This window comes from Oenococcus kitaharae, from assembly GCF_025758695.1.
Taxonomy (GTDB): Bacteria; Bacillota; Bacilli; order Lactobacillales; family Lactobacillaceae; genus Oenococcus; species Oenococcus kitaharae_A.
This window is the reverse complement of record NZ_JANJQP010000001.1, coordinates 185,986-202,295: the sequence shown is the minus strand read 5'-3', so window position 1 is coordinate 202,295 and position 16,310 is coordinate 185,986. Positions and strand designations below refer to the sequence as shown.

Genomic DNA, 16,310 nt, shown 5'->3' with positions numbered 1-16,310 from the left:
ATCGTTCCTTTTTTAAACGAAAAAAACTACTTGCTTGAAACGGCCCGCCATGTCGCTTCTTCTAACGCATAAACAAAATCTTTCGATGCCGTGTACTTATGATTAATCAACAACTTTGAGATTGGAATCAAAGGCCCATATACCAATGACACAATTGATTTTGGATCCAGATCTACGACGTCGCCTCTTTGCTGCCCTTTATCAATAATCGTTGTAATAAAATTCCACAACTTATCAAAGCTCGCGTGACTCCGCTCATCTAGATATTTCCCTTCATCATGCAGATTAATGAAGACAAATGCCTGTGTATTATCGACTACATAGCCCCAAAGGCTTTGAAACAAGTGGTGAAACTGGATTCTTGTATCCATACCATTTGGAAAATCAGATTCCAAGCGCTGATCAAATTCAGTCATAATCCTAAAAAAGAGCGCGTTAACCAGAGCTTCCTTGGATGTGAAATAACGATAAATTGTCCCCGCTCCAACATCAGCAAGTGTTGAAATATCCGGCATTGTCGTCCCATAAAAACTTCTTTGAGAAAACAACTGCAAGGCCGCTTTTAAGATAGCCTCTTTCTTATTTACTTTTTTGATTGTCTCGGTCATATTTTCCTAAAAATGAAAGAATATTCATTCCTACTCAAAAAATACTAACACAATTAAATAAAAAAAGTCCAATTTAGAACTTTTTTCATCAATTTATGCTTTTTTGTATTCCGCAGCCAGCATCGAATAAACTTCTAAATTCCGATATTTGCCTGCCACAAAGTATTCTTCCCGTAAAGTGCCCTCATGCTGAAATCCAAGTCGTTTTGCTACGGCTCTGCTTTTGAGATTCTCGCTTTCTGCCATGATAATAATTTTGTTATAGGCCAGCTCGCCAAAAGCTATTTTGATCAACTGATGAAGCGACCGAGTGACAATGCCGCTGCCTTGACAGCTGCTCGACAACCAGTAACCGACCTCGGCACGGTGAGAACGCGAACTGATATTGTGCAGGTCAATCATACCAACGGCTTTGCCGTCTACCTCGATCGTCAGTTCTAGCAATTGGTTCTTCGCATTCTGCTGGCGGGCATAATCGATAAAATGCAGCTCATCCTGCTCATTATTTGTCTCCTTGGTCCAAGGCATCCAGCGGGATAAACTTTCTCTGTCCCGATTAATCTGCTCGATCAGATCCTTGGCCTGGCTTTGATCGGGAAAAAGCAGACGAACCCGATGTTGATTGATGCTAAACTCTGAAAAAATAAACAACACAAACTCCTTTAATATTTGAGATACTGACGACGATTTTTTGCGTCTTTATCTGCTAGTTCTTTGACATGCGGATACTCGCCTTGTCGAACACGACGCAGAAAAAAATTACCAGCCATAACACGATCACCAATATACAAGTTTCGCCAAGCTTCCTCACCATATAAATCAGGTAGGGAAAAAGTCGTACCCGTTTTTAAACTTTCCAACCGTGAATTAACTTTATGAAAAATCTGGTCTAGTTCTCTATTCATTTTGCAATCCTTAAATAGATCATACGCCATCGAAGAGATCCAGTTGACTTCTGCGAGCAATTGACTGAAAACACGTTTTTTTGTGGAGAGAGTACAACATAAAACACATATTTAACAGACCCAACAGAATAACTAATTATCTCCTCCCTACAACTTGGCTGATCTCTCAACAACAATCTGTGTGACACCATATCTAGTGTGCGGTCAATGCAGGTCTTTATCATCTCTGTATCTGTTTTCTCAGTATCTTAAATGATCCGCGTGTCGCTATAAAAAGCTTTCATACGATTTTTCGATAAATCTTGCAAACCTATTGCTTCGTAAAAGCAGTTGGTTGCCGGACTGTCATCAGTGATTAAAACCGTTTGCCCAACAGGATATTTTTTCATCAGCCGCTCAACAAGTTCACGGCCAATGCCTTCTCTTTGATATTTTGGAAACACCAATAAATCCTGGATGAACAAAATAGTCGTCTGATCCGTTACCCCTCTGACGAAACCTAGAAGTTCGTCCTCTTGCCAAGCAGAAATCAATACCGAATTCTCTAAGGCTTTGCCCAGCGTACTCAACTGATGCGTATAGGCAATCCAGCCAACTGCACCATAAAGATCCTCCATTTGCGCCATTGACGGTATCTTTTCTGTATATATGATCATGAACATTGCTCCTTTTGAAGTATTTGTTAAAGAATCAAGCTATCGGAATGTTAAACAAGAGCAACATGATAAGTTTCCTTTCAGTAAAAACTATATAAAAAAAGCACCTCACTATTATGAAATGCTTTATTTGCCGTCGGTGGGAGTCGAACCCACACGGTGTTGCCACCACTGGATTTTGAGTCCAGCGCGTCTGCCAATTCCGCCACAACGGCATTTGAATCACGAATATAAATTATAGCAAGAATCCTATGAAACTTGCAAGGGCGGTATGTGGGACTCGAACCCACGCGTGCCGGTACCACAAACCGGTGTGTTAACCAACTTCACCAATACCGCCATGGCAGGGATAGAGGGAATCGAACCCCCGCTAACGGTTTTGGAGACCGCTGTACTACCTCTATACTATATCCCTATATAATCAGTCCACTAAGCTCTGACACAAGCAAAGCCAACTGAATCATTCTACCAAATAATGACACGAATTTGAAGCGTGAAAAGCTTATTTTTCAATAAATTCTCTGGCCAGACTGGCAGCGCCGATCACACCAGCGTCATTTCCTAAAGCTGCCAAACGCAGCTGTGTCGATGAACGAACTGATGAAAAAGCATACTGTGTCCAATTAGCTTTGACCTTGTCAAGCAGGAAATCGCCTGCAGCTGAAACGCCGCCCCCAATGACAACGTAGGCCGGGTTCAAAATATTCGACAGAGCCGCCGTCGCATAGCCCAGATAATAAGCCATTTTGTTAACAACTTCATTGGCCAAAAAGTCACCGCCCTTGGCCAAATCAAAGACAATTTTAGAAGTCACTTCATCGCCGTTATCCAGCATTGCTTTCAGCTTTGAATCGCCCTCATATTCGTCAGCAAAATCACGTGCCAAATGAACAACACCGGTAGCTGAGCAATATTGTTCCAAACAGCCGTGATTACCACAGGTGCACAAATAGCCACCAGGTTCAACAACCATATGGCCAAATTCGCCACCGGCACCAAAAACGCCGCGAACCATTTGGCCATTTGCAATAATGCCGCCGCCAACACCAGTGCCAAGCGTGATAAAAGAGACATTAGGATCATTTTCCCCAGCACCCTTCCACTGTTCGCCAATAGCCGCTGAGTTAGCATCGTTGTCCATCGTGAAGTTCAAACCAGTACTTTTCTGAATTTGATCACGCACATGCTGAACATTTTTCCAGTTCAGATTGTAAGCTGCTTCAACAGTGCCCTTTTCACGGTTAACTGTTCCTGGAGTGCCCATGCCAATACCGATGATACGGTCACGATCTAGTTTCAGCAAATCCAGCCGTCCATTAATCGAATCAATAATATCGGGGACGATATGTGAACCATTATCTAAAATATTAGTCGGAACCGACCATTTTTCTTGAATTTCTCCTGTATCCGTTAAAATAGCAAACTTAATGGTCGTACCGCCAAGGTCGACACCAATTAATTTATCTTTAGCCATAATTACCTCATTAATAGATTAATTTTTTTTTTCAATAAACACAAGCGCTTTCAAATGATTCTCATAAAATTCTCATTCTCCAAGCAAAATAGGCAACCGGCAAAAGCAGCAGAATAACAGCCAAGATTCGAGCCGGCTGTTTGATGCGGCCATAAACCGAAGTTGGAAAATCAAATACAATGGCTAACAAACTGCCGGAAATCAATCCGCCGATATGAGCCCAAATATCCACGCTAGGATCGTTTAGATTACCAATTAGGTTAAAAGCTGCCAAGGCAGCAAAAATGATGAGCTGACGTCGAAAAACAAAATTATTGCGATTGTACCAGCCGCTCACAATCATGACGCCGAAAAGGCCGAATAATGCGCCTGATGCCCCAACGGATACAACGTTGGGATTAGGGTCAAAAATAAACGTTAACAGGTTTCCCCAAACTCCCGTGATCAAATAAATCAAAAGAAACTTCCCTTTGCCAAAAAGCTTTTCAACAAAAGGCCCTACAATCACCAGTGTCAGCATATTAGAAAAGATATGCATCAACGAAGCATGCAGGAAAATCGGCGTAAAAGCACGATACCACTCGCCAGAAAGGAAAAGGCTGTCAACACCGCCGCCTAGCAGCACTAAAGATTGGATCGAAGGGCCATTAATGAATCGGGAAACTAAATAAAAAACGCCGACCGGTTGCCCTGAGGACAAAATCAAATAACCATCAAACAAGATCTGCAGCAGGTAGATGGCAACTGTCAATACAAAAAGTGTCATCGTAACCGGCGGAAGTATACGCCAAATGGATTTTCTCATATCTACAAGCTTAGCAAAGATTATCTGGTCGTGACCCGCAATTGATCAAAAAGTGCTGTACTGATCCGTGCCATTGCTGCATTAACGATCTCGTCTGTCAAAGTTGCATCTGGATTAACAAACTGCAGGCGATACGAAAGAGATTTTTTCTGCTGACCCAATTCAGTGCCCTCATAGACATCCACCAAGTTAACCTGACGCAGATAAGAGCCGGCATTCTTGGTGATAATCGAAACAATATCAGCGGCCTGCAGGTTTTTATCCACTAGCAGCGAGAGATCACGTTCAATCGCAGGAAACTTGTCTAATGGACGATAATCAGTGCCATGCTGACAGCGGTCATGAACCAAATTACTATCCAATTGGAAAACAAAGGTCCGTCCCAGCTTATACTGGTCAGCTAACTGCGGATTAATTTGTCCGACAAAACCCAAATACTGATCATCTAGATAGACATCTGCCGTCTGCCCAGGATGCATCTCAGGCTGGCTTTGAGATTTTTTAAAAAGAATTTTTCCCTTTAAGTTCAGCTTGCTCAGTAATGCTGTTAGTAAACCCTTGATATCATAAAAATCATAGTTTTGATCGTTGTGCTGCCAATCAGCAGACGGTTTTCCAGAAATTACCGCAGCAATCTGCTGCTTTTCGATTGGCAGCTGATCAGGATCGTTATCCGGACGGCCATAAAAAACATCACCTGTTTCAAAAAGCCGGATATCAGATATCTTTCTAGCGGCATTATAAGCAGCTGCCTGAATTAATGTAGCTAAGACCGACTGGCGCATGACAGCGTGTTCTTGACTCATCGGATAAGCTAATTTGACAAGCGGACGGGCTTGAGACGTAAATTGTGACGCGAATTCAGTCGTGGTGAGCGAATATGAAATGGCTTGAGTTAACCCTAAAGCCAATAAAATTTCTCGAATCGAGCGGTCTAATTTTTGGTCTGCAGTTAGGCCCGATTTTTGGTTAACAGCCTGTGGCAGATGAGCCGGTATCTTCTCGTAACCATAAATACGGACGAACTCTTCAATTAAATCGGCTTTAATCGTAATATCCGGACGACGCCGCGGTATCATTACAAGGAAATTTTCACCTTCTTGTTCGAATGTAAAAGAGAGCCGCCGCCAAATATCTGCTACATCGTCAAGACCGGCCTGTGTACCCAAATAGCCATTAATATCACCTAATGAGATGGCGATCTGCTTTTCTTTGGCAATATCAGCTTGTGCTTCAATCACTCCTTGAGCGATTTCCCCACCAGCCAGGTCCTTAATCAGAGCTGCTGCATAATCCAAAGCTTTACGTGAGTTGCTGACATCAATACCGCGTTCAAAACGCTGGCTTGCTTGTGAGTGGAGATTAAAACGGCGAGCTGTTTTACGGATCAAAACAGGATTAAAAACAGCTGATTCTAAAACCACGTTGCTCGTATTTTCTGTCACTTCGGATTGTGAACCGCCCATCACTCCGGCCAGCATCTGCGGATCTTGGCCATCATAGACAACAATATCCTCGCCAGCTTTCAGTTGACGTTTTTCACCATCTAAAGTTGTGATCGTCTCGTCTGACGATAAAGCCACTCTGATCTCATGATGGTGTAATTGATCAAGATCAAAAACATGCATGGGTTGTCCCAAAAGCAGCATGACATAATTTGTCACATCTACTAAATTATTTATCGGGCGAATCCCGGAATTCCAAAGCCGCCGCTGCAGCCATAATGGGCTTTCCTTAACCGTCACGTGATTAACAATCCTTAGATAATAAGGATTTGCCAAAGTTGGATCGACACTAGCACTTAACTGCGAAGCAGCTGTTTGAGCAGATTCCTGTAAATCAAAGTCGATTTTTTTGAAGTCTTTTTCAAACAAAGCAGAAAATTCGTACAAATTGCCTCGAATCGACAGCATATCGCCACGGTTGGCCGTCAGTTCTGTATCAATCATCAAGTCGTCAATGCCCAAAACCTTCACAGCGTCATCGCCAGGCTGAACCTCTGAATCAGCTGGGAAAACATAGATACCGGCTTCATGCTTTTTTGGCGCAATGGCATCATCAAAACCAATTTCCTGCAGTGACACCAGCATTCCCTGACTAATTTGGCCATCCAGCTCAGTGGCTTCGATCAGCTTATTTTCTGGCAAATGTGCACCTGGCAATGCCAAAACAACCAGCTGGCCCTTGACCACATTTGGTGCGCCGGTGACAACTTGATAATCTTTCTTACCCGCATTGACAATCGTGATCTTCAAATGGGTCGAATTTTCAATTGACCGTACTTCCAGCACTTGCCCGACGACGAGTCCTGTAGATTGCGGAATCTGATAGCCTTTGTCCTCAACTTCTGTCGAAGTCAGCGCCAGTTTGTCAGAAATTTTTTGAGCATCCGCTTCATTGCTCACCGGAAAATCCGGCATAAATTCTTTGATCCAATTAACTGAAATTTTCATTTATTTGCCCACCTGACTGAATTGCTTTAAGAAACGAAGATCATCTAGATAAAAATTGCGAATATCATCGATACCGTATTTGATCATCGCAAAACGATCCGGGCCCAAGCCAAAGGCAAAGCCTGTGTACTCATCTGGATCAATATGAGCCATCTTCAAGACATTTGGGTGAACCATACCGGCTCCCAGCACTTCAATCCATTGAATATCTTCTGCCGGTGTATGTTCATCGACAATATTCCAACTGATATCAACTTCTAGACTCGGTTCCGTAAAAGGAAAATAGCTCTGGCGAAAACGCATGGCATGGCCTTTTCCGAATAGTTCATCGGTTAAAGCCTGCAAGGTGCCCTTTAAATCCGCGAGTGTAATCCCCTTGCCCACTACTAGACCCTCAACTTGATGAAACTGATGCGAATGAGTCGCATCATCGTTATCACGCCGATAGACTTTACCAGGACTGACCATTTTCAAAGGGCCAGTGGCAAAATCGTGCTTATCCATGGCGCGTGCCTGCATGGCTGAGGTCTGAGTCCGCAATAAAATATTTGGCGTCAAATAAAAAGTATCCTGCATATCACGAGCCGGATGGTCTTTAGGCAGATTCATGCGAGCAAAGTTAAATTCATCGGTCTCGACTTCCGTTCCGTACATCACTTGAAAGCCCTGACTGATAAAGTGGTCTTCGATCTGATCCTGAATCTGCTGAAGCACATGCTTCGTGCCGATGATCACTGTTTTTCCAGGCAAAGTTACGTCAATTTGTTCGGCAGCTAATTGACGATCAAGAATAGCCTTTGCTAAACGTGCTCTTTTGTCTTCGATCTGCTCTTCCAAATTATGTCGAATTTCATTGGCTAATTGGCCGACTAACGGCCGCTGATCTGCGGTCAAGTCTTTTAAGCCCTTCAAAATTTTTGTGAGGTCGCCTTTTTTACCTAACAAATGAACACGGATATCTTCAACTGCATCATCGGTTTTCGATAAACTGAGCTGCTGGATAACCCTTTCTTGTAAACTTTTTAACTTCTCTTTGATATCCATTTTCACCCTAACTAATAAAAAAATCCCTTATGCCATCAAGCATAAGGGACGAATTATCGTGTTACCACCCATTTTTTTAGGAAACAAATTTCCTAACTCTAGTTGTCAATAACGGAACAACCCGTTGGTGATTAACCAAAATACTCGAAAGTGAAATTCAGCCTTCACCACCACCGGCTCTCACTGTTCCGGTTCGCTTTGCGTGTCAGGACTTACTAGTCTTTCTCAAATTTTTAAATATTATTTGCTGCCCAGCTTGAAATTTCCGACATGAGCGGCCGCATCGAAAAACCTTTCTCGGTCAAACGGTAGCCAAATTTGCCATTATCCGGACAACAACCACGTTCAATAATACCAGCGTCTTCTAATTCTTTCAAACGAACTGTCAAAACACGGTCACTGCACGCATGTACTGTCCTAGATAGTTCCGTAAAATGCAAAGACCCATCTGGGCTATCAAGCAGTGTCTGAATAATCAAGCCATTCCACTTTCTTCCAAGGATTTCAAATGCTGATTCTGTTAATTCTAGTCTTCCGGCCATACTTACATATTATAAGCAAATTCAATTTAATGCAAACATTAAGATGCCGCCGGCAACAGCAACGTTCAAAGATTCTGCTTTGCCAAGGAAATTAATATGGAGATTGGCAGATGTCTTTTCCAATAATTCGGGATCCAATCCTTGTCCTTCATTTCCTAGAATGAGCGCAAAAGATTTTTCTGGTACAACTGTCTTGTAATCAACAGACGTATCAGAGAGCGTTGTTCCATAAACATCGTAATTATTTTCTTCCAAATCATCAATCCAGGTCGCCAGGTCGAGATCCTTAATGACTTTCAAATGAAACTGGCTGCCTTGCATAGCTCTAACAACTTTTGGACCAAAAGGATCCGCGGATCCCACAGAAAGAGCCACACCTACAAAACCAGCCGCATCAGCTGTTCTAACTAGGGTACCAACATTTCCAGGATCTTGAATACGATCTAGCAAAAGCCACTGGCCGGCATGCACGTACTTAGGATCGAAAGAATTATTAGGCAGGCTGGTCTGCGCAAAAATACCTTGCGGGTTATTTGTCTTTGCAATGTGGCGAGCAACTTCGTCAGTCACCTGAAAAGCAGGAACACCTTGCGGGACATCGGCCAAATGTTCGTCCATTTGTGCTTCAGTTGCAATCACAGCTTGAATTGGTGCTGCCTGGTTCAAAGCTTCTTGAACCAAATGCCAGCCATCCAATAGATAACTGCCTGATTGCTGCCTGCCCTTTGCCGTCTGAAGGCTGGTCCACAACTTAACTCTTGAATTCTGATTCGACGTAATAATTTCCATTATATTTTTGGCTTTCTGTGCTGTTTACCGGCATTTCTTGCACCGGTACCAGTGATTTTCTGAGACTCATTCCCTTTTTTATTATCTATATTATTAGCAAGTGTGTTAACCGCATCAGTTGCTGCCTGGCTACTGCCTGCTTTTGCTAATAAGTCATCAGCTACATTCTTAACTGTAAACTCTTTTCGAATTTTTTCTTGCAGACTTGGTCTGATTTTTAGCAGAATATAAGATTGAATTAATACGAAAAAACCACCAACCAAGAAGTACAGGCCTAAGGCCGCTGACTGAAAAATTGAAAAGAAGAAAATGGAAATTGGACTAATCCAGATCATGGTCTGCATTTGTTTGCGCTGAGCCTCTGGTGCCATTTTCAAACTGATCATGGACTGCCCAACATAAAACAAAGCCGCAATCACAGCAATAATCAGAGAAGGCCGATAAAGTGCGATGCCAAAAAAGTGGGCGCCGTTAAGCAGAAATCCAGGATTATAAGTCGCCGGGTTGATATGGTCAGTTGCCAACACACTAGTCGACAATCTGATCGCTGTATACAAAGCAGAGATAATCGGTAATTGAATCAGCATGGACAAAAAATTGATTCCGCCCATCATCGAAACATTATTTTCACGATAAACGGCCATCATCGCTGAGTTGATAGTCATTTTTTCCTGTTGCGTGCTGGCTTTTTTCATTGCCTCTTGGATCTTGGATAATTGTGGCTGCAGCATGGCCATTTTTTCAGCCTGAATTGTGCCTTGCCGTTGCTGATCGAACATGATTGGCAGCAGTACCAAACGAATGACGGCTGTAATAATAATAATCGCAAAACCAATGCCGTTCGTTGATTTAAAAACATCATTAGCCATCCAGTCCATGAAACCAACCATGTACTGGCCAATCCACTGCCAGGTTCTGCCGCTTTTGGTATAGCCACCAAAGACCAGCAGAATTTCCAATGCAATTAAAGCAAAAATAATCAAACGCCGAATTGACTGCCACATACTTGTTTTTTCTTTACTCATAAAATACTATTTTACCTATCTTTTTTATTTTCTGGTTCATCCGGGAAAAAATCACCAAGGCTTTGCGTTTGCGGCCCCTGCAAATCCCGTTTGGGCGCGACATAATTTTCATCGCTGATAATCTGCCAGCCATCTCCGGAAATCGGGTTATCCGCCGTTTCTTCAGGCGTGTAGGCCGTCATGGGCAAATCGGTGATAATGTTTTCCAGAATAATCGCATCGAGATCAATCTGATTCTTCTCAACGAGAAATACTTGTTCGCTCTGATCAAAAGTATCCAGTGTCTCTTCATCCTGCACATACAATTCACTAACTGGAATTTCAAACTGATATTGAACCGGCTTAAAACTGCGGGCAGAAGGCAGAACTGCTGTCCCTTTCAAGAGCAGATCCAACTTGATTTGATCATTCTTCTCATAACTAATTTCACCAGTCACATGTATTGGCAATAGATCCAGTAGACGGTCAGCAAAATTTTCTTTGGCGGGTGCTGATAAATCAACCTGCTCATCAATGACCAAGGGGCTTTGACGATATTTTTGTAATTGTTGAACTAAAAATTTCATTTTTGAATTGGTGTCCTTGCCACATCTTGCCCTTGCGGGACAGCCATAATCTGCTGGTAGACAAGGCCTGCTTTATAATCAATATTGAGTTCCTTAACGGCTCGTTTTTGATCCACATGGCTGATGGTTGGAAAGGCAAAATTTGGCTTGTTTTCATGAAGATAACTTCGCCCGGCATCATTAAAAGCCAGTAAGCGATGATAAGGATGATTCATCGCAAGATTCATTTGGTCCACTTTAATATTCATTAATATGTAAGCTAGAACGCGATGCAGACGTGCAAAAGTATACCGCTTTGACTTGATCATGGACAGAAAACTTTGAAAATCTTTCGGATTTTGTTCCATTGCCTGTTTGAAAAGATACTCCATCCCCTCACTAACCTGATAAATACCACGAAGCTGGCCGTATCCGTCTGTAGACAAGCGATACCTGAGAAGTTGAAACAATTCAGTCTCATATTCTTTAAAAACCAAGTTTTTCATGGGTGTATAAGCTGATGCATCCCCACCTTGGCTTAGAATATTTCGAATCGCAGTCGCAGAAGCGATTCTTTCTGTATTGGCTGTCTCGTCATGATAAGAGGCACCAATACGAGCTATTGTTTTCAAGGCTAGTCGATCTTCTAATCCTTGATTTACAATAGCACGCGCATAGCTGAAAGCCAAAATATCATTAGCATCTTCCAGATAAAAGCCGCTTTTTTTAGCTAGAGCCGCAGCAAAATTACTGGCATAAGTCTGATTCTTCGCGTCAAATTGCGCTTGTCCTTGATCATCAGGTGCCTGCCTAGCTAAAGTAATAAAATCAGTATCACTATGTTCAGCACCGCAAACAATTGTATCTACTTGCAAATCTGCTAATAATTTGACCGCACCATCGGCAAAAATGTCTCCCGACTGCACAGCATAATAGAAAGGCAGTTCAAAGACCAAATCCGCACCCGCCGAAAGAGCCGCCTGGGCGCGCTGCCATTTGTCGACAATTGCTGGCAAACCGCGCTGAACCCAGTTTCCTGACATCAGCACAATGACAATATCAGCACCAGTCAGTTCTTTGGCATGCTGCAAATGATACAGGTGACCGTTATGCAAGGGATTATACTCAGTTATCAGACCGACAGACTTCATGCTTTCTCCGCAGAAAAAAAAGCACGTGCCGTGTCTGGCCCGACCGGCTGCCTGCCAAAATCAGCCGAAATCTGAATATTGACAAAACCAGTCTGTTTCAGCATTTGTGTGTAATCAGTCAAAGGAAATGCTTGTTCATGATGAACTTCCCGCACCAATTTGAAAGCATCGAGGCGCTCATCATAAATGAAAAACTTCAAATCATGATCCACTGAATTTTTCTCATCGCCTGGAAAACTGCTCCACATAAAAATCTTCTCGGGATCATCGTCATTATTATACATGAAATTATCATAATGGACATTAACCTGGTAAGGTGTGATCACATCAAACAAAAAACGGCCGCCAGACCTTAAATGCCGATATACTTGTGTGAGAGCCTTGGCAAACTGCTGTTTATTAACTAAATAGTTTAATGAGTCGGCAAAACTTGTAATGAGAGGAAACTGATCAGGTATCCCCCAATCTGCCGTCATATCTGTTTGAATCAAATCTAAATGAACATCATTTTCTGCAGCGTGTTTAGCAGCAAGACCAAGCATTTGTTCGGACAAATCGATAAGTGTGACCTGATAACCGGCTTGTGATAACAAAACGCCCAATCTGCCGGACCCACCGGCCAAATCAATCATTGGGCAAGCAGTGCTGTGTTCTCTGACAAAAGCAGCCCACGCCTGGTATAGGTCAAGATCAAATAGCGAATCATAAAGATCAGCGAATGTTGAATAATTATCAGCCATCGTAACTAAAACTCAACCGTTACCCACTTAGAAACATCAATCGTTTTCGCATCGCTCCACAGGTGCTCTAATTTGTAATAATCTCTCTGTTCACTCGTAAAAAGATGGACCACGATATCACCGAAATCAATCAGGACCCAATCACCTTGGCTCAGGCCTTCTATCTGCAATGGCGCGCGGCCGGCTTGGCTTAACTGATCAATCAATTCATTTGCAATAGCTTTGACTTGACGGCCTGTATCTGCGCTTGCTATCACAAAATAATCCGAAATGAATGAAATGTTTTGAATATCTAAAGCGACAATCCGCTCCGCTTTCTTGCTATCAATTGCAGTGACAATTCTTTCCAGTAATTCTGTGTTTGTCAATTATTTTCCCCCAACCCAATGGTTATATGCATAAATTGTTTTCGGATAGACAGCTCGGTGGTTCCGAACCAATCTCGTTACTGAAAACTCAAGCTGCCAAGCAACACCGTCATCCAAAGACTGTTCGGTAACATCACGAGCGACATCTGTGTCGGCAAAGTTGCGGCCAAGCTCAAGAAAATCAGCCATAAACACGATTTTATCAAGCATCGTCATATTGACATCGGCCGTCGTATGACGTCGCATCGAATTCAACAATTCTTCGTCTTCAATACCAAGTTCGTCCTTAGCAAATTCTGCACCGACAACACCGTGCCAGATAGCACTATTCCAATTTTTTAAATCCGGATCCAGGTGTTTTTTGTCAATTTCAGCCAAAAAGTCATCTGCTGTGCGTTCTTTGGCATAATCGTGAATCAAACCGCCAATCCGGGCCTTCTCGATATCATAGTGATTGAGCTCTGCGAGATGAACAGCATACTCGCCGGTTCGCACGACATGTTCGAACCTTTCCCGAGACAAAGCTGCTTTTACTTCTGGGTAAAGTTGATCATATTTTGGATAAGCCATTACAAAAACCTCCCTTGGTACAAACCATATTCGGCAATATAAGCTGCAACAACATCCGGAATCAAATAGCGTACAGACTGGCGGGTCCGTAAACGGGATCTAATATCAGACGAAGAAATGTTTAGCCAGTTTACGTAAACCCAAATCGCTTGAAAATCAGAACTACGGGCAACACCCGGTTCTTCAATTGCAACAAGATGAACCAATTTAGTCAGTGACGAAACCTGATCCCAACTCGATATCTGCCTGATTAAATGAGCACCCATGATCAGGTAATAATCATTTTCTGGATGAGCCGTCGTTAATTTCTTTAAAACGCTGTAAGTAGACTGCTGACCGCCATCATGAATAGGAGTCAATTCAATATCAAATTTAGAATTGCCTCGAATAGCTAAACGAATCATTTCTGATCGCGTTGAGGGCTCAACAGCGTTCTCATGTGTTCCGCCAAAAGGCACTGCGTCCGGCATAAAGTAGACGCGATCCAAGCCCAACTGTGTACATACCTGTTCAGCGGCGATTAACTGACCATTGTGAATAGGATTGAAAGTCCCGCCAAAAATACCGATTCTATGCTTTTCTTTGAGGCGATCTAAGGCAGTCTGCGGTTGAGATAATGCTGTCATTGATGAAAAACTAGTGAGCAAGTTCATTTACCTCAAGAGAAATTTTTTGATAATCCGGATTTGTGGCTGGTAAATAAAGCAGCAGCGTGTGCCCAATTTTTTGGGCAACCGTGATCTGAGAATTTTTCTGAATAAAAGTGATCGCATCCTCAATATCGGAACTGCTATTCTGCTGCAGACTGATTTTGATCAATTCCCGGACACGTAGTGCATCCAGCACCTCTCCTAACCAGACCTTGCTCAAGCCATTTTTTCCTATACTAAAAACCGCTGGCAGTTGATTGCCTTGTGCGCGGAGATATCTTTTTTGTTTGCCTGATAAAATTTCCATTTCTTTTATTCTATCTAAATTTCGGCTTGGCGTACGGAAAAGGCCACACCTTTCGGTAAATGCAGGCGAATTGTCGTTGAATTACGGAAAGTCACCCACCCTAAGCCAGAAATAACAACATCCTGACCGGGTAGAATTTTGATTTCCTGACTAATCCAATCCATCACCGACTCAGTAATCGGCAGCAAAGTTTTGCCAGCTTGGAGCCTAAAGAAATCAGATGATTTTTCTGTTTTACCACGATGAAGCAGCAAATTATTTTCAAAATAAGCTGTGATTGAGATATTCTGTCGATTCAAGAAATCCATCCAGCCCAGTCCGCCAAAGAAGATCGTCTGTCCTGATTGTAATTGAAAAGTGCGCGCCTTGATTTCTTTATTCGGCAGCAAATACTTATAATCTTTGGGGCTGACAATGTGCGTCATTTGTGAGGCATGTATGATTCCCGGTGTATCGATAATCGCCGTTTTCTCAGTCAACGGGATGACTATCCTGTCTAGCGTCGTACCAGGAAAACGGGATGTTGTGATGACTGACCCGCTGCCAGACAGTGCTTTAATGATCTGATTAATCAAAGTAGACTTGCCCACATTCGTGACACCAACAACATAAATTTCCGGATAGTTGTCAAGATAGTCATTGATTTCATTTAAAAGTGTTTCACCAGCATCGCCTTTGTCGGCGGACAAAATAACGGTTTTAACGGCTTGAAGGCCTTGCTTTTTAGCCTCTCTTTGCAGCCAATCAGCTAATTTATGTTTTTTGACTGACTTGGGCAGAATATCAGCCTTATTACCGACGATCACGATGGGGTTATTACCGATAAAACGCGAAATGCCATTGATCATCGATCCGCTAACATCAAACAAGTCGATTAAGTAAAGAACAAGTGCCTTTTTATCAGCAATTGCCGATAAAATTTTCTGGAAATGCCCGGATTCAAGCGCCACTGGCTGAATTTGATTGTAATGACGCAGTTTAAAGCAACGCTCGCATAATAAATCAATTGGATCATCAGGCGAATTAAGTCCAGCCAAATAATCATGTAATTTGCTAGCCTTGATATATCCGGCCTGATCAGGATTTGTCGTTTGAAACAAAGAACCGCAGCCGATACAGGTGATACCTTCATCCAAGATTTGTTGAATCTGGTCATTATTTAGGGTCAATTAAATCATCCTCCCAACGAATTTCTTTGCGGCCGGTAACAATTTTAGCAATTTGACGATTGATTCTAGTCGGAAAACCATCTGTTTCCGTTAAAGGCTGTACCAAAACGCTGCGTACGCCAGCTAGATTGGATGCAATGATATCCGTAGTAATTTGGTCGCCAACCATAATAACTTCATCTTTAGAGAGATCAAAATCGCGCAATGTTTTTTTGATGCCGCGTGGTAGTGGTTTCCAGGACCAGGATTCAAATGGGACGCCCAAGGCCGTCACTGCTCTTTTGACTCGGGCAGTGGAATTATTGGAAACGACTATCAGATTAATCTTTGCCTCCTGCAATTTTGCATGCCAATCAAAAAAATCCAGGTCGCCTTCAGGCCTGTTCCACGCAACTAGAGTATTGTCCAAATCCGCTAAAACTGTTGTGATACCACGCAACTGGAGCGCTTTTGGGCTAATCCCCCAGACACGTTTGACTCGATAGGTTGGTTCAAATATCGTACGCATT

General features: G+C 42.7%; 20 protein-coding genes and 3 tRNA genes. All 23 read right to left on the bottom strand.

Translation table 11 applies throughout. The features are described 5' to 3' along the window. Positions 1 to 26: 26 nt before the first annotated feature. Positions 27 to 608 (bottom strand): TetR family transcriptional regulator, encoded by a 582-nt coding sequence (locus NRF22_RS01080; RefSeq protein ID WP_007746612.1) that lies wholly within the window; start codon positions 606 to 608, stop codon positions 27 to 29. A gap of 93 nt (positions 609 to 701) precedes the next feature. Beyond that, positions 702 to 1,262 carry a GNAT family protein gene (locus NRF22_RS01075; RefSeq protein WP_318528695.1) on the bottom strand — a complete coding sequence of 187 codons (561 nt, stop codon included), beginning with the start codon at positions 1,260 to 1,262 and terminating at the stop codon, positions 702 to 704. 8 nt (positions 1,263 to 1,270) lie between these two features. Next, positions 1,271 to 1,513: a single-stranded DNA-binding protein gene (locus NRF22_RS01070; protein ID WP_263778783.1), complete on the bottom strand. Its 243-nt coding sequence runs from the start codon at positions 1,511 to 1,513 to the stop codon at positions 1,271 to 1,273. A gap of 248 nt (positions 1,514 to 1,761) precedes the next feature. Then, on the bottom strand, positions 1,762 to 2,169 hold the full coding sequence (locus NRF22_RS01065; protein ID WP_263778782.1) for a GNAT family N-acetyltransferase: 408 nt from the start codon (positions 2,167 to 2,169) through the stop codon (positions 1,762 to 1,764). Positions 2,170 to 2,300: 131 nt separating this feature from the next. Beyond that, positions 2,301 to 2,384 (bottom strand) — tRNA-Leu (locus NRF22_RS01060). A gap of 50 nt (positions 2,385 to 2,434) precedes the next feature. After that, positions 2,435 to 2,508, bottom strand: a tRNA-His gene (locus NRF22_RS01055). A 2-nt stretch (positions 2,509 to 2,510) separates the two neighbouring features. Then, positions 2,511 to 2,584: transfer RNA gene (locus tag NRF22_RS01050), tRNA-Trp, on the bottom strand. A gap of 87 nt (positions 2,585 to 2,671) precedes the next feature. Continuing rightward, complete coding sequence (locus NRF22_RS01045; RefSeq protein ID WP_263778781.1) at positions 2,672 to 3,643, bottom strand: ROK family glucokinase; 972 nt, start codon at positions 3,641 to 3,643, stop codon at positions 2,672 to 2,674. A 61-nt stretch (positions 3,644 to 3,704) separates the two neighbouring features. Continuing rightward, positions 3,705 to 4,409 (bottom strand): rhomboid family intramembrane serine protease, encoded by a 705-nt coding sequence (locus tag NRF22_RS01040; protein WP_263778780.1) that lies wholly within the window; start codon positions 4,407 to 4,409, stop codon positions 3,705 to 3,707. 59 nt (positions 4,410 to 4,468) lie between these two features. Further along, the gene (gene pheT / locus NRF22_RS01035; RefSeq protein ID WP_263778779.1) at positions 4,469 to 6,901 is read right to left on the bottom strand and encodes a phenylalanine--tRNA ligase subunit beta; all 2,433 of its coding nucleotides are present in this window, start codon (positions 6,899 to 6,901) and stop codon (positions 4,469 to 4,471) included. Then, positions 6,902 to 7,945: a phenylalanine--tRNA ligase subunit alpha gene (gene pheS / locus NRF22_RS01030; protein WP_263778778.1), complete on the bottom strand. Its 1,044-nt coding sequence runs from the start codon at positions 7,943 to 7,945 to the stop codon at positions 6,902 to 6,904. 233 nt (positions 7,946 to 8,178) lie between these two features. Continuing rightward, positions 8,179 to 8,487: a winged helix-turn-helix transcriptional regulator gene (locus NRF22_RS01025; protein WP_007746620.1), complete on the bottom strand. Its 309-nt coding sequence runs from the start codon at positions 8,485 to 8,487 to the stop codon at positions 8,179 to 8,181. Between the two features lie 21 nt (positions 8,488 to 8,508). Beyond that, positions 8,509 to 9,276, bottom strand: a complete 768-nt coding sequence (locus NRF22_RS01020) for a TrmH family RNA methyltransferase (protein WP_263778776.1) — start codon at positions 9,274 to 9,276, stop codon at positions 8,509 to 8,511. Beyond that, positions 9,276 to 10,301 (bottom strand): membrane protein insertase YidC, encoded by a 1,026-nt coding sequence (gene yidC / locus NRF22_RS01015; RefSeq protein ID WP_263778775.1) that lies wholly within the window; start codon positions 10,299 to 10,301, stop codon positions 9,276 to 9,278. Before yidC ends, NRF22_RS01020 begins: the two co-directional genes overlap by 1 nt. A gap of 11 nt (positions 10,302 to 10,312) precedes the next feature. Further along, a complete protein-coding gene (locus tag NRF22_RS01010; RefSeq protein WP_263778774.1) occupies positions 10,313 to 10,867 on the bottom strand; it encodes a YceD family protein in 555 nt (184 codons plus the stop codon). Continuing rightward, positions 10,864 to 11,997, bottom strand: coding sequence for a nucleotidyltransferase (locus NRF22_RS01005; RefSeq protein WP_263778773.1), 1,134 nt, complete (start codon positions 11,995 to 11,997; stop codon positions 10,864 to 10,866). The genes NRF22_RS01010 and NRF22_RS01005 overlap by 4 nt, the downstream gene beginning before the upstream one ends. After that, entirely contained in the window at positions 11,994 to 12,737 is a 744-nt protein-coding gene (locus NRF22_RS01000) for a class I SAM-dependent DNA methyltransferase (protein ID WP_263778772.1), read from the bottom strand. The genes NRF22_RS01005 and NRF22_RS01000 overlap by 4 nt, the downstream gene beginning before the upstream one ends. A 5-nt stretch (positions 12,738 to 12,742) precedes the next feature. Continuing rightward, positions 12,743 to 13,105 carry a ribosome silencing factor gene (gene rsfS, locus NRF22_RS00995; RefSeq protein ID WP_263778771.1) on the bottom strand — a complete coding sequence of 121 codons (363 nt, stop codon included), beginning with the start codon at positions 13,103 to 13,105 and terminating at the stop codon, positions 12,743 to 12,745. After that, positions 13,106 to 13,675 carry a bis(5'-nucleosyl)-tetraphosphatase (symmetrical) YqeK gene (yqeK, locus tag NRF22_RS00990; protein WP_263778770.1) on the bottom strand — a complete coding sequence of 190 codons (570 nt, stop codon included), beginning with the start codon at positions 13,673 to 13,675 and terminating at the stop codon, positions 13,106 to 13,108. Further along, positions 13,675 to 14,328 (bottom strand): nicotinate-nucleotide adenylyltransferase, encoded by a 654-nt coding sequence (nadD, locus tag NRF22_RS00985; RefSeq protein ID WP_263778769.1) that lies wholly within the window; start codon positions 14,326 to 14,328, stop codon positions 13,675 to 13,677. The genes yqeK and nadD overlap by 1 nt, the downstream gene beginning before the upstream one ends. Beyond that, positions 14,312 to 14,632: a YhbY family RNA-binding protein gene (locus tag NRF22_RS00980; protein WP_263778768.1), complete on the bottom strand. Its 321-nt coding sequence runs from the start codon at positions 14,630 to 14,632 to the stop codon at positions 14,312 to 14,314. The genes nadD and NRF22_RS00980 overlap by 17 nt, the downstream gene beginning before the upstream one ends. A 14-nt stretch (positions 14,633 to 14,646) precedes the next feature. Next, complete coding sequence (gene yqeH / locus NRF22_RS00975; RefSeq protein ID WP_263778767.1) at positions 14,647 to 15,801, bottom strand: ribosome biogenesis GTPase YqeH; 1,155 nt, start codon at positions 15,799 to 15,801, stop codon at positions 14,647 to 14,649. Next, positions 15,788 to 16,309, bottom strand: a complete 522-nt coding sequence (locus NRF22_RS00970) for a YqeG family HAD IIIA-type phosphatase (RefSeq protein WP_263778766.1) — start codon at positions 16,307 to 16,309, stop codon at positions 15,788 to 15,790. The genes yqeH and NRF22_RS00970 overlap by 14 nt, the downstream gene beginning before the upstream one ends. Position 16,310 lies beyond the last annotated feature (1 nt).